Below are 22,093 nucleotides of genomic sequence, written 5' to 3'. Positions count from 1 at the left end.
GCTCTAAAGGTCCAGCGTGCGCCCGGCGACACCCGCGATCGCGACTTCCTGGTGCGTCGTCAGCACGATCGAGCCGCCGCGCGCCACGTGCGAGCCGATCAGCGCCTGCAGGTCGTCGACCGCGGCGGTGTCGAGCGCGGTGAACGGCTCGTCGAGGACCCACAGCGGGACCGACGGCGAGAGCGCGAGCCGCGCCAGCGCGGTGCGCCGGCGCTGGCCCTGCGACAGCACGCGCGCCGGCAGCGGCGCGCAGTGGCCGACGCCGAAACGATCGAGCGCATCCTGCGCCTGGTCGTCCGTCGTCGCGAGGCCGGCCAGCTCCGACGAGATCAGCAGGTTCTCGCGTGCGGTGAGATCGTCCTTCAGCGCGTTCGCGTGGCCGACGTAGACGAGCTGCCTCGCGTACTCTTCACCGAGCTTGCGGACGTCGATCCCGTCCCAGCGCACCTCGCCCTGCGCCGGCGGCGTCAGCCCGCACACGATGCGCAGCAGGCTGGTCTTGCCGCTGCCGTTCCTGCCGGTCACGCGCAGCAGCGCGCCGCGCTCGAGGGTGAAGTCGAGCCCGCTGAACAGGGTTCTCTCGCCGCGAACGCACTCGAGATCGAGCGCTTCAAGCATGGCCCGCCGCGACGCAACGACGCCGCGCGCCGCCTGTGGAGAGTGCTTTCATGGACCGCGAGAATACAGGCGACGCGGCCGGATGTCGCGTCGTACCATTGGCGCGGTGACATTCATCCTGGTGCACGACCCCTGGCGGCCGCATCCGCTCGCATGGATCCATCGCAGCGAAGCGCGCCGAATCGCGCACGAGCTTCGACGCGCCGGCCACCGCGTGCGGTGCGCCGCTTTCGGGCGCTCCACCGTCGACGATGAGGGTGCTGCGCAGCGCATCCTGCGCTTGTCCGATCCGGCGATGTTCACGGCCGCGGAGGCGCTGTCGGCGGCGCGAGTGCCGTACATCGGTCCGGGTTTCGAGGCGATGAAGCGCTGCTACGACAAGTACGCCGCCACCCGCCTCGTCGCCGCGGCCGGTTTCACCTGTCCGGATACCGAGCTTGGAACCGAAGCCGACCGCATCGACTTTGCGCGCGTGCTCAAGCCGCGCTTCGGCTCGGATTCCATCGGCCTGCGTCGTTATACGCATGGCCCGATAGCCGCCGGCCGGCGCAGCGACCGCTACATCGTCCAGCGCTGCGTCCGCGGCGCCGAGATGACGATCGGCGTGCTGAACGGCGAGGCCGGCGCGCCGCTACGCATCGGCATCCCGGAAGGCGCGATGTACACGTTCCTGCGCAAGTACGTACTGCGGCCGCGCCTCGCGCCGGTCACGGAACGACGGCTCGCTGCACGCGTGCGTGCGGAGGCGCTGCGGATCGCCGCGACGCTCCGCGTCGATTGGGCGGCGCGCGTCGATTTCATTCACGAAGCGCGGAGCGACCGGCTCTACTTCCTGGAATGCGACGTGGCGCCGCTCGTCGGTGCGGGGTCGGCGTTCGCCACGAGCCTCGCCGCCGCAGGTCTGGACCGCAACGCGCAGCTCGAGCGCCTGTTCCCGAGCGTTACGGACGGCTCAAGCCCGATGGCTACCGACGACGCCTGAGGCTTCGAGCTTTTCGATGTCGCCGGCGCCGTAGCCCAGCTCGGCCAGGACTTCGCGGGTGTGCTCGCCCACGTGCGGGGCGTGCGTGAGCGGGTCGCCGTTCGCGGGCACGCGCTGGCCGCAGATCGTCCCCATCGGCACGCGCCCGAGCGTGTCGTTCTCGATCCAGTGCACCGCGTCGACCGCCTGCACCTGCGGATCTTTGAAGAGATCCTCGTACGTGTTGACCTTGGCTTTCAGGATGTCGATGCTGGACAGCAGCTCCACCCACTCGTCGGACGTCCGGGTCTCGAAGATCGGCCGCAGCGCCGCCATCAATTCGTCACGGTGCTTCACGCGTGCGCGCGCGTCGGCATAGCGCGGATCGGCGATCCATTCTTCTTTGCCGAGCAGCCTGGCGAGGCGTTGGAAGTGCTCCTCGCGCCGCGCATTGACGCTCATGTAGCCGTCCTTCGTCTTGAACATGCCCACAGGCATGCCGATGGGCTCCGCGGCGCCGCCCTGAAGATGGTGCTCCATCATCGCGCCTTCCTGCAGCGCGAGCGCGCACTCCAGCAGGCTGGTTTCGATGTAGGCGCCGCGGCCCTTCATCGCTTTCCTGTACAGCGCGGCCGCCACGCCCTGGAACGCGTACAGGCCCGTCGAGAAATCGATCGCCAGCATCTCGATGCGCTGGGGCACGCCGGTCGGACCGCGATTGATCGACATCATCCCCGTATACGCCTGCATGACCGAATCGGTCGCCGGCTGATCGGCGCGCGGTCCCTTGGGGCCGAAACCGGTGATCCAGAGGTAGATGACCTCCGGATTGACCTTCGCAACACTCGCGTAGTCGAGCCCGAACTTGTCGATCTTGCCGACGCGGTAGTTGTGCAGGACGACGTCGCAATCCCTGGCGAGCCGCTGGACGATGGCCACACCTTCGGCGGTCTTGAGATCGACGGCGAGCGAGCGCTTCGCGCGGTTGACGACGACCGAATGCGCCGTGTGATCGCCGGTCGGCCTGCCGAGCTGGCGGCTCCAGCAGCCCGAACCGATCGGCTCGACCTTGATCACGTCCGCGCCGTTGCGTGCGAGGTGCATGGCGCAATACGGCCCCGCCACCCCCTGCGACAGATCCAGAACCTTCACGCCTTCGAAGGGCAGATCGTTCTCCGTCATCCGTAACACTCCTGTAAGAGGCGCCGAATTATACGCCGCGAAGAATGGCGCCGGCCCTCAAGTAACATGTACGCTCGCCGGCGTACACATGGAACCGCAATGGAATTCGGACTCACCTGGGCCAAGCTCGACGAGATGGAGTACGTGACCGAAGCCGAGAAGCTCGGCTTCACGCACCTGTGGGTCACCGACAGCCCGCTCATCCGCTCCGATGCGTTCGTGTTCCTGACCGTAGCAGCGCAGCAGACGAAGACGATGAAGCTCGGCATGGGCGTCGCGGTGCCCGGACTGCGCCTCGCGCCTACGCTCGCCGCGGGCATGGCGACGCTCAACATGGTCGCGCCGGGACGCTGCTTCGTGGCGCTGGGCACCGGCAACACCGGCATGCGCCTCCTCGGCCGCAAGCCGATGAAGCTGAAGGACTTCGAGGATTACGCACGCCTCGCGCGCAATCTGCTTGGCGGTAAAGACGCGGAGTACGAATACGAAGGTGAGAAACACACTGTTCGCTTCATGCACTCCGACAAGGGCTATCGCAACCTCAGCGAACCGATCCCGATGTATCTCGCCGGTTACGGCCCGAAGGCGCAGGCGCTCGCGGGCGAGATCGCCGACGGCCTCACCACGCACATCCCGCGCGGCGGCACGCTGGAGCAGATCCAGGCGCAGATCAGGACGGGTGCGGAAAGAAGCGACCGCTCCCTGCGTGACTTCCATCTATCGGTGCGCGTGAATTTCGCGGTGCTCGATCGCGGCGAGGCCGTGGACTCCGAGCGCATCGTCAACGAATACGGCCCGGCGATCATGACGGCCATGCATTCGGTCGTCGACCGGCACCTCGAATACGGCGAGGATCCGCCGGAATTCCTGCTGCCGATCTTCGAGGACTATCTCGCGTTCCACATGGCGCGCCCGCAAGCCGAGCGCCAGAAGATCATGCACGAGAGCCACAACGCGTACGTCGCGCCGGACGAGCGGCGCTTCGTCACCCCCGAAGTCATCAGGCGCTTCTGCATCGTCGGCGAGCCCGCCGAAGTGCTGGAGCAGGTACGCGAGCTGGAACGCCGCGGCGTGCGCCAGCTCATGTGCAACTTTCCGCTCGAGCGCGGATACCAGATGGTCCGGGATTACGCCAAGAACATCATCCAGAAGCTGTGAGGGAGTGGGAATGAGCGGAGTGAAAGCGGGTCTCATGCTGAGCGCCCAGTACTTCGAAGGCGCGGACATGGTGAGCGCGCTCGAAGAGCAGATCGTGATGGTGCGGCTCGCGCGCGACCGCGGCTGGGATTCGTACTTCTGCGGTCAGCACTACCTCAACGAAGGCGGCAACCAGGGACTGCAGATGGTGCCCTACCTCGCCCGCCTCGCCGCCGACGCCGGCGACATGACGATGGGCCTGGGGCTGCTGCTCGCGCCGCTGCACAACCCGGTCTACACCGCCGAGACCATCGCGACCCTCGACGTGATCTCGCGCGGCAACCTGGTGTTCGGCGTCGGGCTCGGCTATCGCACCGCGGAGTTCGAGGCGTTCGGCGTGCGCAAGGGACAGCGCGTGCAGCGCTTCGAGGAATGCCTCACCGTCGCCAAGCGGTTGTGGACCGAGGACACGGTGAGCTACGAGAGCGACACGTGTATCTTGCGGGACGCGCACCTCGCGCTCAAACCGGTGCAGAAGCCGCATCCGCCGATCTGGTTCGCGGCCAAGCATCCGAACGCGATCCGCCGCGCCGCCGAGCTGGGCGACTGCCTCTACCACAGCCCCAAGGCCACGCTGTCCACGCACAAGGAGCGCCTGGCGCTGTACAAGGCCGAGCTGACGAAGCTCGGCAAGCCGCTGCCCAAAGAGAACCCCTGCCGCATCGAGATCTACTGCGCGAAGAGCCGCGCCGCCGCGATGGAGCTGGGCGCGCCGTACATCGCCGAGAAGTACAAGGCGTACGCGAAGTGGGAGAGCGACAAGGCGATGCCCGAGCACGAGCGCATCGACAAATCGTTCGAGGACCTGGTGGGAGAGCGCTTCGTCATCGGCTCGCCCGAGGATTGCTGGGAGCAGTTGCAACCTTACATCGAGGAGCTGGGCGTGACCCACTTCGTGTTCCGCACCCACTTCCTCGGCATGCCGCTGTCCAACGCTTTGTCGAGCATCCGCCTGATGTCGGAAGAGCTGCTGCCGGCGCTGCACGCGGCGAAGCCGACGCCGCTGGAGCGGATCGCCGCGTAGCGTCTTCAGTTCGGCTTCTCCGGGGCCGCGCGTCGCAGAATGGCGGCCTCGCCCTCGCTAGCCGTCGATCTTGATGCCGGTCTCCTTGCGGATGCGCGTCCAGCGCGCCAGGTCCTGCTGCAGGGTGCGCGTGAACGCTTCCGCGGAGTTCGGCGCCACTTCGGCGCCGAATTTCTCGAACGCGTCGCGCGTGCGCGGCTGCGCGATGACCGCATCGACCGCCTCGCGCAGCTTCTGCACGACGTCTTTCGGGGTCGCGGCCGGAATGCCGAGCGTCGTCCACGTCGAATAGTCGTAGCCGCGCAGCCCGGACTCGTCGATCGTCGGCACCTCGGGCAGGAGCTTGGAGCGCTGCGGCGTCGTCACCGCGAGCGCGCGCAGCTTGCCCGCTTTGACGAACTGCCCGCACGAGCTGACCTGGTCGAACGCGAGATGCACCTGTCCGCTCAGGATGGCGGCGGACGCGGCCGCGCCCCCTTTGTACGGCACGTGGGTGAATTTGACTTTCGCCATCGACTGGAAGAGCTCGCCCTGCAGGTGGGTGCCGGAGCCCTGCCCCGCCGATCCCATCAGCAGCTCGCCAGGGCGCGCTTTCGCGAACGCGATGATCTCCCTGACGCTCTTCACCGGCAGCGAGGGATGCACGACCAGCGCGCTCGACACCAGCGTGATGCGCGAGGTGTACACGAAATCGCGCAGCGGCTGGTACTCGATGCCCTCGTGGAACACCGGCTGGGCCACCATCGTGCCGGGGGCGCCGAGGACGAGCGTGTAACCGTCGGGCGGCGACTTGGCGACCAGCGTGGTGCCGATCCTCCCGCCCGCGCCGCCCCGGTTCTCGACGATCACCGGCTGTCCCAGGACCTCGGTGAGCCCGGGCGCGATCGTGCGCGCGGTGATGTCGATGTTCCCGCCGGGCACGAACGGGACGATGATGCGGATCGGTTTGGACGGATAACCCTGGCCATGGGCGAGTGCGGGTACTAGCGACAGCGTCGGGCTCAGCGCGAGCCACCAAAGCTTTGCCACGCGGTTCTCCTCGTTATGTCGAATCGTGAGCGCGAGGAGAATGTGTCGCCGCGCTGCGCGTGAGTCAAGGTTTGCCGCGTGCCGGCCTCGGGTGTGGACCAAAGTCCAATAGCCTGGCGGCAACCTTCCCGACTAGCTTCCCGTAACCCGCAAAAAAGCTTGCCGGTGGACGGAGAATTGCCATGCGACAAAGCGCCGGAAGACGCTCGACCACGGCTTGGGCAGCCCTCGCGATCGTGCTGCTGACGTTCGCCGTCACTCTGGACGCGCTGGCGCAGCCCGCGCCGCCGGCCAAGGAATCGGCGGAACAGGTGTGCAAGGCGTGCCACGAGCCTTACTTCGCCACCTACGCCGCGTCCAAGCACGGGACCAAGACCGACCAGCGCGCCCCGGCGACCCGCGGCGGCTGCATCGCGTGCCACGGCGAGGGCTCCCTCGAGCACGCGGCCAAAGGCGGCGGCAAAGGCACCGGCGCGCTCAACCTGTCGTCGAAGACGGTCTCGCCCCAGACCAAGAACGACGTCTGCCTCGCCTGTCACAAAGGCGGCAAGCGCGTGCACTGGACGACGGGCACCCACGCCGCGCGCGACGTCACCTGCTCGTCGTGCCATACCGTCCATACCAATCACGACCCGACGCGCGACAAGCTCACCCAGTCCGAGACCTGCTTCAAATGCCACAAGGAGCAGCGCGTCCAGATCAACCGCACCTACCGCCACCCGATCCGCGAGGGACTCGTGGCGTGCTCCGACTGCCACAACCCCCACGGCTCGGCGAGTCCCAAGATGATGGTGCGCGACAACGTGAACGACACCTGCTACGCGTGCCACATGGACAAGCGCGGCCCGTTCGTGCGCACCCACCAGCCGGTGCAGGAGGACTGCTCGATCTGCCACAACCCGCACGGCACGACCAATCCGAACCTGCTGAAGGCGCGACAGCCGTTCCTGTGCCAGCAGTGCCACGAGCCGACCAGCCATCGCGGCAACTTTGCGACGCTCTCCGGCACGAGCACGGGCGCCAACACGCTCGCCCGCGGCTGCGCCAACTGCCATACGAACATTCACGGCAGCAACAACCCGGCGAACATTTCCAACGAGCGCACGTTCAGGCGCTGACCACGGGGAGGGATCGGAATGCACGTACGCCATACCGCTCGCCTGACCGGGGTCTGCGCCGCAGTCCTGGGGGCAATTTCGGGCGCCTACGCCGCAGAGGCGGACTTCGATCCGACCAAGCCGGTCTCGAAAGTCACCGGCGGCATCGGCTACGCGACCGACTCGGCGCGCCGCTTCGGCGAATACAACGGGCTGACCAACGAGGGTGTCTACCCGCTGATCGACCTGTCGATCGTCCGGCGCGACGAGACGACGGGCACGTGGATGCGCATCGAAGGCCGCAGCCTGGGGCTCGACAATCGTAGCGCGCTGCTGGAGCTGAACCGCCAGGGCCGCTGGGGCGCGTTCCTCGACTTCACCCGCATACCCCGCCACGAGCCGTACACCGCGGTGACGTCGGTCACCGGCATCGGCTCCGGCACCGTGACGGTGCCCGGGACGTTCACCCCCGGGACGTCCGCCTTCGAGCTCAAGACGACCCGCGAGGTCCTCGGCGCGGGCGTCGACTATATCCTCGCGCCCGGTCTGGACATGTCGGTGCGCTTCCGCAACGACCATCGCGAAGGCAACCGCATCTGGGGACGCGGCACCACGGGCGGAGGCCCCCCCGGCACGTTCGGCAATTTCGAGTTCACGCCCGAGCCGATCAACCAGACGATGCGCCAGCTCGACGTGCTGCTGAGCTACAGCGGCGACAGGCTGCAGCTCACCGGCGGCTACTACGGCACGATGTTCAACAATCAGTTCAACCAGCTCGACGTCGTCGGCGGCGTCGCAGCACTCGCCACGCCCGGCACGACCGCGTTCACGCCGCTCGCGCTGCCGCCCGACAACCATTCGCACCAGGTCCACTTGTCGGGGAGCTACGGCTTCACGAATACGACGCGCGCCACGTTCAAGACGGCGTACGCCACCGCGCGACAGAACGACACCTTCCCCACCGGGGCGGCGGTGCCGCTCGCGCCGGGGGTCGGCAACAACCTGGACGGCAAGGTGGACACCACCCTTGCGCAGATGGGCGTCATCTCCCGGCCGCTGCCGAAGCTCACCCTGCGCGCGGACTTCCGTTACGAGGATCGCGACGACAAGACGCCCGTCGTGCAGTTCTTCACCGCGCCGGGGAGCACCGCCACCGGCGTCAACGAGCCGCGCTCCATACGCACCACGCGCGGCTCGAGCGAGGCGAGCTACATGCTTCCGTACGCGCTGAGGCTGACCGGGGGCATCGAGTACGAGGAGAAGAAGCGCAACACCTCGGACGTGCGCATCGTCAGCTATCGCGAGAAAACCGAGGAATGGTCGTACCGCGTCGAGCTGCGGCGCTCGATGTCGGAGACGCTGACCGGCGCCATCGCTTACGTCTACAGCGACCGCGACGGCTCGCCGTTCATCACCACCACGCAGAACGGCGGCGCGCTCGGCAGCAACCTCATCGCACCGATCCACCTCGCCGACCGCAAGCGCGACAAGGTCCGCGTGTCCTCGAACTGGAATCCGATCGATGCCTTGAACGTGCAGTTCTTCGCCGACTGGGCCGACGACCGCTACAGCGGCCGCGACGGATCGGGACTGGGGCCGCGCAAGGGCGAGGCGTATACCTACTCGATCGACGCGGGCTACACGTTCTCCGACAAGTGGCAGGCGAACGTCTGGTACACGCGCAACAAGACCCGCGCCGACCAGAGCACCTGCGAGGCGGCGAGCGCCGCGGGCGTGTGCCCCAACACCGCCGCCGACCCGACCTACAACGCGTCGGTCACCAACGAAAGCGACAACGTCGGCATCGGTTTCCGCGGCAAGCCGAACGCGCGGATAGAGATCGGCGGCGACCTCACCTATTCGGACATCAAGGACACCTATTTCCAGATGCCGGCCAATCCGCCCGGCAACGCGGTCCCCACGTCGCTGCCCAACATCACCACGCGGCTCACGCGCCTGAGCCTGTTCGGCAAGTACGCGCTGGACAAGCGGTCGGGCCTGCGCCTGAACTACATCTTCGACCGCTTCAGCACCAACGACTGGACCTGGCCGAGCTGGGTGTTCATCGACGGCACGCGCCTCACCCAGGACGATCACCAGAAAGTCCATTTCATCGGTCTGTCCTACTACTTCCGCTGGCAGTAACGCTGTCGTCCACTCTCAACCTCGGAGGATCGTCATGAAAATCGTCGTCAAGGCCTTCACCGTCGCCGCCGCGCTCGCCGCCGGAGTCGCGCTCGCCCAGTCCGGTCCGGACGTGCTGAAGGCGAAGGGCTGCAACAACTGTCACGAGTCGGACAAGAAGAAGGTGGGACCGTCGTACAAGGACATCGCGGCCAAGAACAAGGATGCCAAAGCCGCGGATATCGTCGCCAAGCTCAAGGAAGGCAAGGGCCATCCGAAGGTGTCGGCTTCGGACGCCGAGCTGAACGCGGCGGTCACGCACGTCCTGTCGATGAAGTAGGCCCGGCTTGAGCTCCGAACCGGAAGGCGGATTCATCAAGCGCTCGTGGCGGGGCCTGACCCGCCCGAGCGCGAGATGGTCGGTGCTGGCGCTCGTCGTCCTCGGCATTGCGATCGGTTTCGCGATGACGGTCGGGACGCAAGTCATGGTCGCCGCGACCGGCACCGACGCGTTCTGCAGCACCGCGTGCCACTCGATGCAGTGGGTCGCGGCCGAGCACCGGGTGAGCGTGCACGGCGCCAACCGCACCGGCGTCGCCGCCCGGTGCCACGACTGCCACATCCCGCACGAGTACCCCCACCTCCTCTGGTACAAGGCGAAAGCCGGCATCAAGGACGCGATCGGCGAGATGCGCGGGGTGATCGCGACCGAGGAGCTCTTCAAGAAAGAACGGCTGCGGATGGCGAAGGCGGTGTGGGCGGAGTTCGAGGCGAACGATTCGGCGAACTGCCGGACCTGCCATCAGTTCACACCGGACGTTCTGAAGAAGCAGAAGGACTTCGTGCAGCCCATGCACCAGCAGGTGCTCGAGGGCAAGGCGACGTGCATCCAATGCCACAAGGGCGTGGCGCATACCGCCCCTGCGGAGTAACGACTGCGTCGCATAAAAATCCGGGTCAGAGTCAGATTTCGGCTCTGTAATGTGACTCTGACCCGGATATGCGCACTGCCGGCTTCGCGCTCTCCCAGGTTTCGTTGGCGTGCGCGAGCAGCTTCGGATCCTCGAGGCAGCGCTCGATGAACGCGCGCACCGCGGGACTGCGCCACGCGGCGACGTACGCGTCCCACGCCTGCCCGAGGGTGTCGCGCCTCAGGTCGGCGGGCGCGAACGGCAGCGCGTTCAGGAGCTTCACCTTGCCGTTGGGCACGACGAGCAGCATCGCCTGCGGGCTTGCGAGCCGCTCCTTGAGCTCGCCGAGGATGTCCCACGGATAGATCGAGAGCGCGGTCGGCGAGCCCCGCGCTTGCGCGTGATCGCGCAACGCGCCGACCGCGGCCGTCCACCGGTCGGCGCCGCACGCGAGCGCGTCCCACGCGGCCGCCGCCCGGCCGATGCGCATCAGCGGTCCGGTGACGAACGCGCTGCAGCCCAGCTCCGCCGCAAGATCGTATACGGCGCACGCTTCGCCGATGTTCCAGCGCGTCGGCACGAAGACGAGCTGCGGCGCGATGCCCCGCGCTTCGAGACGCCGGATGGCCGCGGTCGCCGCGGCGAAGCTGCCGCCGGGCCGCATGCGCTCGTGCGACTCCGCGCTCGCGCCGTCGACCGAGATCTGCACGCATTCCACGCCGAGCCGTGCAAAGCGGTCAGCGCACGCGTCGTCGATATGAGAGCCGTCGGTCTCGATCTTGAGCGCGACGCCGCCGGCGGCAAGCACGTCGACGATCTCGGAGAAATGCGGCACGCCCATCGGCTCGCCTCCGCCGAAGGCGACGTACGGGATGCCCGCCTCGACGATGCGACGCGCGAGGTCGAGGGCTTCAATGCGCGTGAGCTCGTCCCGCCACGCCTTGTCGGGACCGGACTCCTCGCAGCAGCCGAGGCAGCGCGCGCGGCAGCGGTTGGTGAGCTGCCACGCGAAAAAGAGCGGCGCGCGGTACTCTTCGACCGCGCGCCCGGGCATGGAAGCCAACGACGGTTACGTGAAGCGTATGTACGGCTGCGCCATCACCTGCTCGGAGACGTCCTCCATGCGGGGCGTTTCCCAGCTCGGCCTGTCGTCGGGCCGGATCTTCTCGGCCTTCGCTTCTTCTTTCGGTTTCGTCTCCTGCAGCGTCACCTTCATGTCGCCCATGCGGCCTCCTTTCTGACAGCGACCGAAATCGCCACGCGCCGCCAGTCGTTGGCGTCCGCGTGACACCTCACATCGTCCGCCGCGCGGCGCACGGCGGCAAGTACCCCGGGATCCCGCCACGCGCGCTGGTACGCGCGCCACGCGCTCGCCAGCGGCACTTCGCGCAGGTCGGCGCAGATGTGCGGCAGCGCGGCGGCGACCTTGACCCAGCCGTTCGGCAGCACCAGGAGCGTCGCGGGCGGCGCCTGGATGCTCGCGCGCAGCGCGTCCTCGATCGTGAACGGCGTATAGACGATCTCCATGCGGCCGGCATACTCGCGCGAAGCGCGGGCGAGCAGGTCGGCGTACACCGCAAAATCCCTGTCCGGCAGCGCGAGCCGGTTCCACAGTCGGGCAGCGGTGCCGATGCGCATGAGCTTGCCGCTGTTGAACCGAAACGCACCGAGCGCATGCGCGCGCTCGATCACCGCTTCGGCCTCGTGGAGGTTGAGCCGCGTCGGTGCGAACGTGATCTCGAGCGGCAGCCCGGCGTCGCGGATCGCGCGGCACGCCGCGTGCGCTTTCGCCAGCAGCCCCCCCGGGCGCTGCCGCCCGTACACCGCCTGGCTGTCGCCGTCGAGGCTCACCTGGATGGACCGCACGGGCAGACGCGCGAGCACCTCGAGCACGGACGCGTCGAGGCGCTGCCCGTTGGTTTCGATCTTGAGCTGCACCCCGGCCTCGCCGAGGGTGCGCGCGACGTCCAGGAAGTGCGGAACGACGAGGGGCTCCCCGCCGCACAGCATCACGTACGGCACGCCGTTGGCGACGATCTCGTGCGCGAGCCGCAGCGCCTCTGCGGCGCCGAGCTCGTCCGGGAGCCGCTTTCCCGGCGCCGATTCGGTGCAGCAGTGCAGGCAGCACAGGTCGCAGTCCCGCGTGAGCTGCCAGCACAGGAACAGCGGCGCGCCGAGGAATTCGCCGGGCTTCATAAGCGCGCGAGCACCCCGGCGCTGAAGAGCGTGACGGCGAGGAGATAGCAGCCGACGATCGCGCGTATCGCCGGCACGAAAGCGCGAGGACTCGTGTAGGTCATGACGGCGACGCGGCCGCTCGCGACGAGCAGCGGCAGCGCGGCGAGGATCGCGAGGCACCACACCGGGAACACGCCCGCCAGCACGCCCGCGACCGCGACGCCGATCCCGGCAGCCGCGAGCCCGAGATAGAGCCATACCCCGCGCTCCCGGCCGAGGCGCACCACGAGGTTGCGCTTGCCGACGAGACGGTCCTGGTGATAGTCGGGAATGGCGTTCACGACCGCGAGCGCCATGATGAGCAGCCCGGGAACGAGCGAAGCCCACAGCGCATCCCACGACACGCGTGCCGTGTGCAGGTAGATGCTGCCGAGCACCATCCACGGCCCGTACGACAGCGCGATCACCGTCTCTCCCAGGCCGCGATACGCCCAGCGTATCGGGGGCGCCACGTAGAAGATCGCCGCGAGGCCGCCGAGCAGCGCGAAGGCGAGAATCGGCCAGCCGCCGTGAACCGTGAGATAGATGCCCACGGCCAAAGCGCCGGCGAACGCGCCGACGCCGAGCCACAGCACCTTTGATCCCATCGGCGGCAGATCGGCAGGATTGAAGACCCGGTCGGTCCCCATGCGGTCGTCGAAGTATTCGTTGAACGCTTCCACGCCGACGACCGACAGCACGACGCCCGCGAGACCGCTCCAGAAGACCGCGCCGTCGAAGCGGCCCTCGACCGCGTAGGCCCACGCCGCGCCGAGCAGGTAAGGCAGCAGACCCGCGTAGAGGAAGAAGCGGTAGCGCACGAGGCTCATGACGAGCCAGAGCCGCCGCCAGGGCGAAGCTGCGGCGGCGGCGCGCGCGTGCGGCGGTGTGGTCAGAGATAAACCCATCGATGCAGCGTCGAAGTCTTATGGGGATCGTGCGCGAGCGCGTCGACGAAATCGGCGACGCGCGGGTCCTGCCACGCGGTCTGGAACCTCGCCCAGATCTCGGACAGCGTCTGGCGCCGCAGATCGCCGCAGACGAACGGCAGCGCGTTGATGAGCTTCACCAGACCGTTGGGCAGGACGATCAGCAGCGCGGCCGGATGCTGCAGGCGGTAGCGCAGCTCCTCGAGCAGGCCCATCTCATGGAAATAGACGCGCATGCGGCCGCGATACTCATCGGTCTTCGCGCGCAGCGTGTCGAAGAACCCCTGGTACTGCGCCTCGGTGGGCGCCAGCTTCTGCCACGTCTTCACCGCATTGCCGGTGTACATGGTGCGGCCGGTGTAGAAGCTGTAGGCGCCGAGCTCGGCCGCGAGGTCGACGGCCCTGCCGATCTCGTGCGTGTTGAAGAGGGTCGGCGAGTAGTTGACCTCCATCGGCACGCCCGCCGCCGCGAGGTTGCGCATGCCCTGCACCGCGGTGTCGAAGTCGCCGCGCACGCGCATGCGGTTGAAGGTCTCGCGGCTCGCGCCGTCGAGGCTCACCTGTACCGCCTTGACGCCGAGGCTTTTGAGCCGTGCACAGTGTTCGGGCGTGAGGTAGTGGCCGTTGGTCTCGACCTTGAGCTGGCCGTCGCGACGGCACACGTACTCCACCATCTCGAAGAAGCGCGGGTGCAGCATGGGCTCGCCGCCGGAGAACGAGAGATACGGCACCTCGAGGTCCAGCGCCTGCTCGAGGACGCCGAACACCTGCGCGTCGGTGAGCTCGTCCCTGAACTTCTTCCCCGGACCGCTCTCCTCGATGCAGTGCAGGCAGGCGAGGTTGCACTCGTTCGTCACCTGCCAGGCGAGGTAGAGCGGCGCGCCGAGGTCTCCCGAAGACGTCGCCGCAGGTGTGCCGGCGGGCCGCGGGGAGGCACTTACGGCGGTTGCGACAGCCGCCATCGCGTCAGCTCTCCACCAGGCCTTTGTGCTTGAGCTCGGCGATGAAGGCCAGCGCCTCGCGGTCGATCGTGCCGCTGTCGTCGCGGAAGCGCTCGCGCAGGCGCTGCGGGATTTCGGATTCGGGCGCGCCGCGGTCGATCTCGCGCACCACCGCGGTCGCGGTCGCGTTCAGCGTGAACACTTTTTCGGCCCGCGTCTCGAACAGCACGCCGCCGAATTTTTCCTCACGGAACTTCACGAATTTGGCGAGCTTCATGGCGATAGATCATCCGCCGTTCCCGCGCGCCGGGGGATTGGACCAAGGTCCAAGTGCGACCGGGCGAGCCCGGCAGTATGGTCGTTCCCGGCGGCATTGCGGCGGCCCGCCTCGCCTCGCCCGCAACGATCACAGCCGCCGCACGCTGAGGAGAGAACGCATGCCGCTCGTCCGCAAATCACGCGGTGCAGAGCGAGCGCGAAGCCGACTGATCCGGCCGGTCGGGGGACTGCTCGGGCGCACGATCGATCGCCGCACCTTCCTGAGGCGCTCGGGCATCGCCGTCGGCGCCGGCGTCGCCGCGAGCGCTCTGCCTTACAGCATGCTCGGCGATGCGGGTGCGAGCGCTCCGGTGGAAGGCGGCAAAACCGAGGTCAAGCGCACGGTATGCACCCACTGCTCGGTCGGCTGCGCGGTCGACGCGGTCGTGCAGAACGGCGTGTGGGTCCGCCAGGAACCGGTGTTCGATTCGCCGATCAACCTCGGCGCGCATTGCGCGAAGGGGGCGTGCGTCCGCGAGCACGGGATGACGCACGATTCGCATCGGCTGAAATATCCGATGAAGCTCGTCGGGGGCAAATGGCAGCGCCTCACGTGGGACCAGGCGCTGGACGAGGTCTCGCAGAAGCTCGCCGGAATCCGGAAGGAGTCCGGCCCCGACGCGACCTTCTGGATCGGCTCGTCCAAGCACAACAACGAGCAGGCTTATCTACTGGGCAAGTTCGTGTCGTTCTTCGGCACGAACAACATGGACCACCAGGCGCGCATCTGCCACTCCACGACCGTCGCCGGCGTGTCGAACACGTGGGGCTATGGCGCGATGACCAACTCGTACAACGACGAGCAGAACTCGAAGACGATCCTGTTCTGCGGCAGCAACGCGGCCGAGGCGCACCCGGTGTCGATGCTGCACACGCTGCACGCCAAGGAGAAAGGCGCGAAGGTCATCGTCGTCGACCCGCGCTACACCCGCACCGCGGCCAAGGCCGACAGGTACGTGCGCATCCGCTCCGGCAGCGATGTCGCTTTCCTGATGGGCATGCTGCACCACATCTTCAGGAACGGCTGGGAGGACAAGGCGTTCATCCGCACCCGCGTCTACGGGATGGACAAGATCCGCGAGGAAGCCGCGAAGTGGACGCCCGACGAGGTCGAGCGCGTCACCGGCATCAGGGAAGCCGACGTGCGCTACATCGCCGAGATGATGGCGAAGAACAAACCGGCGATGATCGTGTGGGCGATGGGCCAGACCCAGCACACCCACGGCAACGCGATCGTGCGCGCATCGTGCATCCTCCAGCTCGCGACCGGCAACGTCGGCCTGTCCGGCGGCGGCACCAACATCTATCGCGGCCACGACAACGTGCAGGGCGTCACCGACGTCGGGCCCAATCCCGATTCGCTGCCCGGCTATTACGGGCTGGCGACCGGCTCATGGAAGCACTGGGCCGCGGTCTGGGGCGTCGAGTACGACTGGATCAAGTCGCAGTTCGTCGACCAGACGCTGATGGAGAAGCCCGGGATCACCACCTCGCGCTGGATCGACGCGGTGCTGGAGAAGAACGAGGTCCTCGACCAGGGACCGAACGTGCGCGCGGTCGTCTACTGGGGACACGCGCCGAACAGCCAGACGCGCGGCAAGGAGATGCTCGAGGCGATGAAGAAGCTCGACGTCCTTGTCGTCATCGATCCCTACCCGTCCGCGACCGCCATGATGGCGGCGTTCGCGCGCAAGGACGGGGTCTACCTCCTGCCCGCCGCCACGCAGTTCGAGACCGAAGGCTCGGTGACCGCGTCCAACCGCTCGATCCAGTGGCGCGAGCGCGTGATCGAGCCGATGTTCGAATCGCGCACCGATCACATGATCATGTACCAGCTCGCGCAGAAGTTCGGCTTTGCGAAAGAGCTCGTCGCAAACATCAAGCTCGTCAAGGGCAAGGGCGGCATGGACGAGCCGTCGATGGAGGACACGCTGCGCGAGATCAACCGCGGCATGTGGACCATCGGCTACACGGGACAATCGCCGGAACGCCTGCAGGCGCACATGCGCAACATGCACGTGTTCGACGCGACCACGCTGCGCGCCAACGGCGGCAAGGACGCGAAGACCGGCTACGTGCTCGACGGCGACTATTTCGGGCTGCCGTGGCCGTGCTACGGCAATCCCGAGCTGAAACATCCCGGGTCGCCCAACCTGTACCAGACCGGCCGGCACGTCATGGAGGGCGGCGGCAACTTCCGCGCGAACTTCGGCGTCGAGCGCGACGGCGTGTCGCTGCTCGCCGAGGACGGCTCGCATTCGGTCGGCGCCGACATCACCACCGGCTATCCCGAGTTCGATCACGTGCTCATGAAGAAGCTGGGATGGTGGCAGGAGCTGACCCCCGAAGAACAGAAAGCGGCCGAAGGCAGGAACTGGAAGACCGACCTCTCCGGCGGCATCCAGCGCGTCGTGATGAAGAATCACGGCTGCCATCCCTACGGTAACGCGAAGGCGCGTGCGGTCGCGTGGAACCTCCCCGACGCGGTTCCCATACACCGCGAGCCGCTCTTCAGCCCGCGCCCCGACCTGGTCGACAAGTACCCGACCTACGACGACCAGAAAGTGCGCTGGCGCCTGCCGATCCTCTACAAGACCGTGCAGCAGGCGAACAAGAACGCCGTGCAGCAGTACCCGCTCATCATGACGAGCGGGCGCCTGGTCGAGTACGAAGGCGGCGGCGACGAGACCCGCTCCAACCCGTATCTCGCCGAGCTGCAGCAGGACATGTTCGTCGAGATCAACACCAAGGACGCCGACGCGCGCGGCATCGGCGACGACGCGTGGGTATGGGTCGAGACGCCGACCAAGGCGAAGCTCAGGATGAAGGCGCTCGTGACCGACCGCGTCGGCCCCGGCACGGTGTTCCTGCCGTACCACTTCGCCGGCTGGTGGGAAGGCCGCGACCTCAAGGCCTTCTACCCGGAGGGCACGGCGCCCTACGTGCGCGGCGAGGCGGCGAACACCGGGACGACGTACGGCTACGACATCGTCACGATGATGCAGGAGACCAAGACGACGCTGTGCCAAGTCACCAGGGCCTGATGAGCGGAGGACGATCCGGATGAAAACGCCTGTGAGGCTCCGACGGCTCGCGATTGCGCTGTTGCTGCTGGGCACCGCCGTGGCGGCCGGTGCCGACGATGCGCCGCCGCAGCCGGAAGCCGCGCGCGGTCAGCCCGCCGCGGCGGAGCGCGAAGTCACGCAGCCGCACAACAATGCGCCGGTATGGCGCGACGTGCGCAGCGGGGAGACGCGCCGCTTCACGACGTCGCAGGTGCGCGGCCCCGAGACCAAAGTGCTGATCCAGACCGAAGGCGAGGTCTGGCGCCGCATCCGCAACGGCCCGATCACCGTGTTCGGCGGCGCGATGCTGATCTTCGCGCTGGCGGTGCTGTTCGCGTTCTACCTGTGGAAAGGACCGATCAAGGTCCACGGCGCGCTCACCGGACGCAAGATCCAGCGCCTGACGCCGTGGGACCGCGCCATCCACTGGACCGTCGCCCTGACGTGGCTCGCGCTCGCGATCTCGGGCGTGGTCCTGATCTTCGGCAAGTACCTGCTGCTCCCGGTCTTCGGCTACGCGCTGTTCTCGGCGCTCGCGATCGTGTCGAAGAACGTCCACAACTTCGTGGGGCCGGTGTTCCTCATCGCCGCGGCCCTGATGTTCTTCACCTACCTCGGGCGCAACATCCCGCGCGCGCACGACATCGGATGGCTGATGAAGGGCGGCGGCATGCTGACCGGCGAGCACGTGCCGTCAGGCTTCTTCAACGCCGGCGAGAAGATCGTGTTCTGGGTCGGTCTGACGCTCTTCAGCATCGTCGTCGGCGTCTCCGGCCTGGTCCTGCTCTTCCCCGGCTACGGGCAGACGCGCGAGATCATGCAGTACGCCAACATCCTGCACGGCGTCGTGGCGCTCTTCTACATCGCGATGATCTTCGGCCACATGTACCTGGGCTCGATCGGGATGGAGGGCGCCTACCACGCGATGCGCCGCGACGGCCGCGTCGACGAGCAATGGGCGAAAGAACACCACGAATACTGGTACGACGAAGTGATGGCGAAGCGGCGGGCCCGGACGCCTCCGGCCGTCGGCACGTCCCCGACCGCCGCGCCCGTGACAGCGCCCGAGATGGCACCGCCGGTCGCCTGACGGCTTGATCTGGGTCAAACCTTCGCCGGCAGAAGGCCTTATCCTTGCACCTCGAACGAGTCGGCTATTCGAAGGAGCGCAGGATGAAACACCTGGTGCTGGCCGCCGCGGTCTTCGCGGCGATGTGCGGGATCACCATCGGTACGGTGGCCACCGAATTCGCGACGCCCGCGAGCGCGGCGACCGCCACGGCTGTGACGGTCGACGTCTACAAGGACGCGAACTGAGGCTGTTGCAGCGCGTGGGTCGACCACCTGCGCGCCGGCGGGTTCCGTGTGAACCCGGTCGATGTGAAAGACCCCACCGAGTACCGGCGCCGCCACGGCATACCGGATGCGCTCGGCGGCTGCCATACCGCCGTCGTCGACGGCTATGCGATCGAAGGGCACGTCCCGGCCGAGGACATCCGGCGCCTGCTCGCCGAACGTCCGAAAGCGCGCGGGCTGTCGGTGCCGGGCATGCCTGCGGGCTCGCCCGGCATGGAAGCAGGCGGGCGCAAGCAGCCCTACGACGTGGTGCTGGTGCGCCCCGACGGCAGCGCCGCCGTCTATTCCAGGCACAACCGCTGAACATCGTCGCCCGCCGCGGATCAGAACATCGCCACCCACAGCACGAGCGCGATGAGGACGCCCGCCAGCGCCGCGACGCCGAGCGCGAAGAACAGCGTGGTGCCGAAACCTTTCAGCTTCTCGAGCTCACGATCGATTTCTTCCATGTCGTGCAACTCCCCGGGTTCGGCCATCACCGACGTGTACCAGGCGCCGTCATCGATGTATGTCGGGAAAGCACCGACACGCGTCGACGGCCGATGCGATCTCGACTAACCTAGGCGACAGATTCACCGAAAGAGATTTGGAATGGCCGTCGCACCCGGAAACCCGCAGGAAATCGATCTCGAAGAAGTCCGCAAGCTGCTCGACGTGCTCGAGCGCGACCTCGAGCACGTCACGGACGACTCTACCGCCGTGCAGCGTCTGAAGGACGAAGTGCAGACGCTGCGCAACGTGCTCGAATCTCCCGTGAAGCGCCACCACTGGGTGCGCGACAGCCTGCACGGGATACGCGACACCGTCGACACCGCCGCCGGCACCAAGGCGAGCCGCTACATCGCGGAGATCGGGCGCATCCTCGGTCTGCCTTGAGGCGCCGCTTATTCTGTGCCCCGGCGACAGCGGGGCGTCGGCGCGCTACGACATCGAATGACGCAGTAACTTCAGTGCTTTAGGGGCGGCGCACCGCGGCGTGCAATGCGCGCGTCAGCGCGAGGCGACACTCCGCCGCCGCCCCGGCGCGCGCAACGCGTTGTAACCAGGCGATGTTTGATTATGCGAACCGCATTGGAACACGCGTTGCAATGCCAGGTATGTGCACCGCCTCGACAAAGCGCGGCGCATCGTCCGGTCGGCGCTCCCCACACACCAGCGCCGGCCGGGCGCCCTTGCATGACATCGTCACGCGACGCTACACGGTGCGACCGAGCGGCATCGGTATGCCCGGATCGCCATAATCGTGGAACTGTCCGTCGCTGCTGACCACCACACGATTGCGTCCGCGGGATTTCGCCTCGTACATCGCCGCGTCTACGGCTTTCAGCAGCGCGGCAGGATCGTCCAGCTCGCGCGACCATTCGACCACCCCGAACGACGCCGTCAGCGCGATGTGAGCGCCTTCGTGGTCGACGCGCAATTCTCCGACACGAAGCCGCATGGCCTCCGCGCGCTCGGCCGCCACGTCCCGGGTCGTGTCGGGCATGAGCACCACGAATTCTTCTCCGCCGTAGCGCGCGGCGATGTCGGACTCGCGGATCCCGGCCGCCAGGAGTCTTCCCACCGCGCCGAGCACACGATCGCCCGCGTCGTGTCCCCACGTATCGTTCACCCGCTTGAAGTGATCGATGTCGAGCAGGATCAGCGAGAACCGATTCGCGGTCCTTCTCGTCTCCGCGCATTGGCGCGACAGCGCGTCCCGGAAAAAGCGGCGGTTGTAGAGGCCCGTCAGGGCATCGGTGAGCGCCTGCTGCTGCAATTCGGCCAGCACGCGCTGGAGGTCGCGGTCGCGCGCCTCGAGCCGCTCCGCCATCGCATCGAGCTCCGCACCGAGCCTCGACAGCTCTTCGCTTCCGGGCTTCATGCCGGTGCGCGCGGCGAGGTCTCCCGAGCTGACCCGCGCCGTCGTCTCCAGCATCCTGCGGATGGGAGCCAGGATCAGACGCTCGGCGCCGTACCACGCGACGAGCACGACCATGAACACCGCGATCAGCGCCGCCATGCCGTACGACAGCACGTCCGCCTCGACCGTATCGTGGCGGACCAGCAGATAGCCTGCGAAGAGCATCGCCGGCAGCGCGGCCGCGATCGCCAGAAACACGATCCTGCCGCGGGTGCCGACGCGGTCCATCGGCAACCGATAGCCGCCGCTCACGAGTGGGTCGCGTCGCCGCCGCGCCGCTCCGGCCGCTCGTCGATGCGGTACTCGATGAGGCCGCCGTTGCGGCGAGATCTCCTGCAGCGCTCACGCATCGCGTTCGAAGAACGCCTGTGACCGCCTGGAGCCGCGCGGGGTGCGGCGCTTGCCGTTGTCCGGTACGCGCGCGGCGGCGCGTTTCGTGCGCCGCGCCGCGGGCTGCTTCGCGCGGACGAGCAGCACCGGAACGGTGGCGTCGCGCAACACGCGCTCCGCATCACTGCCCAGCAGCAGGCGGTTCATGCCGCGGCGGCCGTGCGTGCCCATGACGATCACGTCCGCGCCCCAGCGCCGTGCGTCCGCGAGAATGGCGCCGGAGACCGGCCCGGCGCGGCTGTCTATCTGCGCGGTCTCGGCTTTGACACCGGCCTTGGCGGCGGTCGCGGCGGCGCGCTCGAGCACCTTGCGGCCTTCGGCGCGGATCGGCCCGAGCATCTCCGCCACGTCGAAGGACGCCGGTTCCATCAACATCGGCGCGATGACGAGCTCGTCGACGACGTTCAGAACGCGCAACCGGGCATGCTGGTCCCTGGCGAGGCCGATGGCCTGCTTCAGGCCGAGCAGCGACGGCGCACTGCCGTCGACCGGTACGAGTATTCGACGATACATGTTGTCCTCCGGGTCGGATGGATCGAAGCAAGCTCATCATAGGCGCGTGGAGTCGGGCCGGTTTGACGTGGATCAAGATCGCATCGCTCGTTTCGACGGCGCTTGCCCGCCGCCGAAAGCGCTGCGCCGGACGCGTCCGACGAACGCCAACGCTCCGGCGGCGATCACCTCATTGATTCAGGTCAATATCCGCAAAGGCTGCGCCGCGCATGATGGGTTCGTCCTCGAACCAGCCCGCCGGCGCGAATCCGTCCCGGGGCGCGCCGGACGGGACAAGACCGAAGAGCTGTATCCGGATCCGTGACGAGAGCTGCATCG

The 22,093-nt window shown here is 67.6% G+C and carries 25 protein-coding genes; 13 read left to right on the top strand and 12 right to left on the bottom strand.

Annotated features, from left to right (window positions below; all coding sequences use genetic code 11):
• Positions 1 to 3: 3 nt before the first annotated feature.
• Entirely contained in the window at positions 4 to 618 is a 615-nt protein-coding gene (gene ccmA / locus VHP37_29460; GenBank protein HEX2830502.1) for a cytochrome c biogenesis heme-transporting ATPase CcmA, read from the bottom strand.
• Here ccmA and VHP37_29455 point away from each other — a divergent pair.
• Complete coding sequence (locus VHP37_29455) at positions 617 to 1,600, top strand: ATP-grasp domain-containing protein (protein ID HEX2830501.1); 984 nt, start codon at positions 617 to 619, stop codon at positions 1,598 to 1,600. The genes ccmA and VHP37_29455 overlap by 2 nt on opposite strands.
• On the opposite strand, the gene VHP37_29450 is transcribed toward VHP37_29455, so the two are convergent.
• Positions 1,571 to 2,761 (bottom strand): CoA transferase, encoded by a 1,191-nt coding sequence (locus VHP37_29450; protein ID HEX2830500.1) that lies wholly within the window; start codon positions 2,759 to 2,761, stop codon positions 1,571 to 1,573. The two genes, VHP37_29455 and VHP37_29450, sit on opposite strands and share 30 nt — an antisense overlap.
• 99 nt (positions 2,762 to 2,860) lie before the next feature.
• Between VHP37_29450 and VHP37_29445 the strand changes: the two genes are divergently transcribed.
• The gene (locus VHP37_29445) at positions 2,861 to 3,919 is read left to right on the top strand and encodes an LLM class flavin-dependent oxidoreductase (protein ID HEX2830499.1); all 1,059 of its coding nucleotides are present in this window, start codon (positions 2,861 to 2,863) and stop codon (positions 3,917 to 3,919) included.
• Between the two features lie 10 nt (positions 3,920 to 3,929).
• Positions 3,930 to 4,982, top strand: a complete 1,053-nt coding sequence (locus tag VHP37_29440; protein HEX2830498.1) for an LLM class flavin-dependent oxidoreductase — start codon at positions 3,930 to 3,932, stop codon at positions 4,980 to 4,982.
• 57 nt (positions 4,983 to 5,039) lie between these two features.
• Here the strand turns inward: VHP37_29440 and VHP37_29435 are convergent, their stop codons facing one another.
• The gene (locus VHP37_29435) at positions 5,040 to 6,011 is read right to left on the bottom strand and encodes a tripartite tricarboxylate transporter substrate binding protein (protein HEX2830497.1); all 972 of its coding nucleotides are present in this window, start codon (positions 6,009 to 6,011) and stop codon (positions 5,040 to 5,042) included.
• 182 nt (positions 6,012 to 6,193) lie between these two features.
• Between VHP37_29435 and VHP37_29430 the strand changes: the two genes are divergently transcribed.
• From VHP37_29430 to VHP37_29415, 4 genes are read left to right on the top strand one after another with little or no spacing between them, the layout of a single operon-like run.
• The gene (locus VHP37_29430) at positions 6,194 to 7,129 is read left to right on the top strand and encodes a DmsE family decaheme c-type cytochrome (GenBank protein ID HEX2830496.1); all 936 of its coding nucleotides are present in this window, start codon (positions 6,194 to 6,196) and stop codon (positions 7,127 to 7,129) included.
• An 18-nt stretch (positions 7,130 to 7,147) separates the two neighbouring features.
• The gene (locus VHP37_29425) at positions 7,148 to 9,253 is read left to right on the top strand and encodes an MtrB/PioB family decaheme-associated outer membrane protein (protein HEX2830495.1); all 2,106 of its coding nucleotides are present in this window, start codon (positions 7,148 to 7,150) and stop codon (positions 9,251 to 9,253) included.
• Positions 9,254 to 9,287: 34 nt separating this feature from the next.
• A complete protein-coding gene (locus VHP37_29420) occupies positions 9,288 to 9,572 on the top strand; it encodes a cytochrome C' (GenBank protein ID HEX2830494.1) in 285 nt (94 codons plus the stop codon).
• A gap of 7 nt (positions 9,573 to 9,579) precedes the next feature.
• Positions 9,580 to 10,164 carry a NapC/NirT family cytochrome c gene (locus VHP37_29415; protein ID HEX2830493.1) on the top strand — a complete coding sequence of 195 codons (585 nt, stop codon included), beginning with the start codon at positions 9,580 to 9,582 and terminating at the stop codon, positions 10,162 to 10,164.
• A 31-nt stretch (positions 10,165 to 10,195) separates the two neighbouring features.
• Here VHP37_29415 and VHP37_29410 read toward each other — a convergent pair whose 3' ends face one another.
• From VHP37_29410 to VHP37_29385, 6 genes are read right to left on the bottom strand one after another with little or no spacing between them, the layout of a single operon-like run.
• Positions 10,196 to 11,197 carry a radical SAM protein gene (locus VHP37_29410; protein ID HEX2830492.1) on the bottom strand — a complete coding sequence of 334 codons (1,002 nt, stop codon included), beginning with the start codon at positions 11,195 to 11,197 and terminating at the stop codon, positions 10,196 to 10,198.
• Positions 11,198 to 11,212: 15 nt separating this feature from the next.
• Positions 11,213 to 11,368, bottom strand: a complete 156-nt coding sequence (locus VHP37_29405; GenBank protein HEX2830491.1) for a hypothetical protein — start codon at positions 11,366 to 11,368, stop codon at positions 11,213 to 11,215.
• Complete coding sequence (locus VHP37_29400; GenBank protein HEX2830490.1) at positions 11,356 to 12,339, bottom strand: radical SAM protein; 984 nt, start codon at positions 12,337 to 12,339, stop codon at positions 11,356 to 11,358. Before VHP37_29400 ends, VHP37_29405 begins: the two co-directional genes overlap by 13 nt.
• Positions 12,336 to 13,268, bottom strand: a complete 933-nt coding sequence (locus VHP37_29395) for a prenyltransferase (protein ID HEX2830489.1) — start codon at positions 13,266 to 13,268, stop codon at positions 12,336 to 12,338. The genes VHP37_29400 and VHP37_29395 overlap by 4 nt, the downstream gene beginning before the upstream one ends.
• Positions 13,253 to 14,251, bottom strand: coding sequence for a radical SAM protein (locus VHP37_29390; protein ID HEX2830488.1), 999 nt, complete (start codon positions 14,249 to 14,251; stop codon positions 13,253 to 13,255). Before VHP37_29390 ends, VHP37_29395 begins: the two co-directional genes overlap by 16 nt.
• Positions 14,252 to 14,255: 4 nt before the next feature.
• Positions 14,256 to 14,507 (bottom strand): PqqD family protein, encoded by a 252-nt coding sequence (locus VHP37_29385; protein HEX2830487.1) that lies wholly within the window; start codon positions 14,505 to 14,507, stop codon positions 14,256 to 14,258.
• Positions 14,508 to 14,667: 160 nt separating this feature from the next.
• On the opposite strand from VHP37_29385, the gene VHP37_29380 reads away from it, so the two are divergent.
• The 4 genes from VHP37_29380 (at position 14,668) to VHP37_29365 (ending at position 19,272) form a co-directional block, all read left to right on the top strand.
• The gene (locus VHP37_29380) at positions 14,668 to 17,592 is read left to right on the top strand and encodes a formate dehydrogenase subunit alpha (GenBank protein ID HEX2830486.1); all 2,925 of its coding nucleotides are present in this window, start codon (positions 14,668 to 14,670) and stop codon (positions 17,590 to 17,592) included.
• A 19-nt stretch (positions 17,593 to 17,611) separates the two neighbouring features.
• The gene (locus VHP37_29375; GenBank protein HEX2830485.1) at positions 17,612 to 18,703 is read left to right on the top strand and encodes a formate dehydrogenase subunit gamma; all 1,092 of its coding nucleotides are present in this window, start codon (positions 17,612 to 17,614) and stop codon (positions 18,701 to 18,703) included.
• Positions 18,704 to 18,786: 83 nt separating this feature from the next.
• Positions 18,787 to 18,930 carry a hypothetical protein gene (locus tag VHP37_29370; GenBank protein ID HEX2830484.1) on the top strand — a complete coding sequence of 48 codons (144 nt, stop codon included), beginning with the start codon at positions 18,787 to 18,789 and terminating at the stop codon, positions 18,928 to 18,930.
• Positions 18,931 to 18,978: 48 nt separating this feature from the next.
• Positions 18,979 to 19,272: a DUF411 domain-containing protein gene (locus tag VHP37_29365; protein HEX2830483.1), complete on the top strand. Its 294-nt coding sequence runs from the start codon at positions 18,979 to 18,981 to the stop codon at positions 19,270 to 19,272.
• A 20-nt stretch (positions 19,273 to 19,292) separates the two neighbouring features.
• On the opposite strand, the gene VHP37_29360 is transcribed toward VHP37_29365, so the two are convergent.
• Complete coding sequence (locus VHP37_29360; protein ID HEX2830482.1) at positions 19,293 to 19,418, bottom strand: hypothetical protein; 126 nt, start codon at positions 19,416 to 19,418, stop codon at positions 19,293 to 19,295.
• A 142-nt stretch (positions 19,419 to 19,560) separates the two neighbouring features.
• On the opposite strand from VHP37_29360, the gene VHP37_29355 reads away from it, so the two are divergent.
• Positions 19,561 to 19,845, top strand: a complete 285-nt coding sequence (locus tag VHP37_29355; protein ID HEX2830481.1) for a hypothetical protein — start codon at positions 19,561 to 19,563, stop codon at positions 19,843 to 19,845.
• A gap of 319 nt (positions 19,846 to 20,164) precedes the next feature.
• Here the strand turns inward: VHP37_29355 and VHP37_29350 are convergent, their stop codons facing one another.
• Both VHP37_29350 and VHP37_29345 read right to left on the bottom strand, forming a co-directional pair.
• The gene (locus VHP37_29350; protein ID HEX2830480.1) at positions 20,165 to 21,124 is read right to left on the bottom strand and encodes a diguanylate cyclase; all 960 of its coding nucleotides are present in this window, start codon (positions 21,122 to 21,124) and stop codon (positions 20,165 to 20,167) included.
• Positions 21,125 to 21,214: 90 nt separating this feature from the next.
• Positions 21,215 to 21,775 carry a universal stress protein gene (locus tag VHP37_29345; protein ID HEX2830479.1) on the bottom strand — a complete coding sequence of 187 codons (561 nt, stop codon included), beginning with the start codon at positions 21,773 to 21,775 and terminating at the stop codon, positions 21,215 to 21,217.
• A 67-nt stretch (positions 21,776 to 21,842) separates the two neighbouring features.
• On the opposite strand from VHP37_29345, the gene VHP37_29340 reads away from it, so the two are divergent.
• A complete protein-coding gene (locus VHP37_29340; GenBank protein ID HEX2830478.1) occupies positions 21,843 to 22,079 on the top strand; it encodes a hypothetical protein in 237 nt (78 codons plus the stop codon).
• The last annotated feature ends 14 nt before the right edge of the window (positions 22,080 to 22,093 follow it).

It is taken from the genome of Burkholderiales bacterium (genome assembly GCA_036262035.1).
Taxonomy (GTDB): domain Bacteria; phylum Pseudomonadota; class Gammaproteobacteria; order Burkholderiales; family SG8-41; genus JAQGMV01.
Note: the sequence above shows the minus strand (reverse complement) of the source record. Positions and strands in the feature narration are given on the sequence as shown.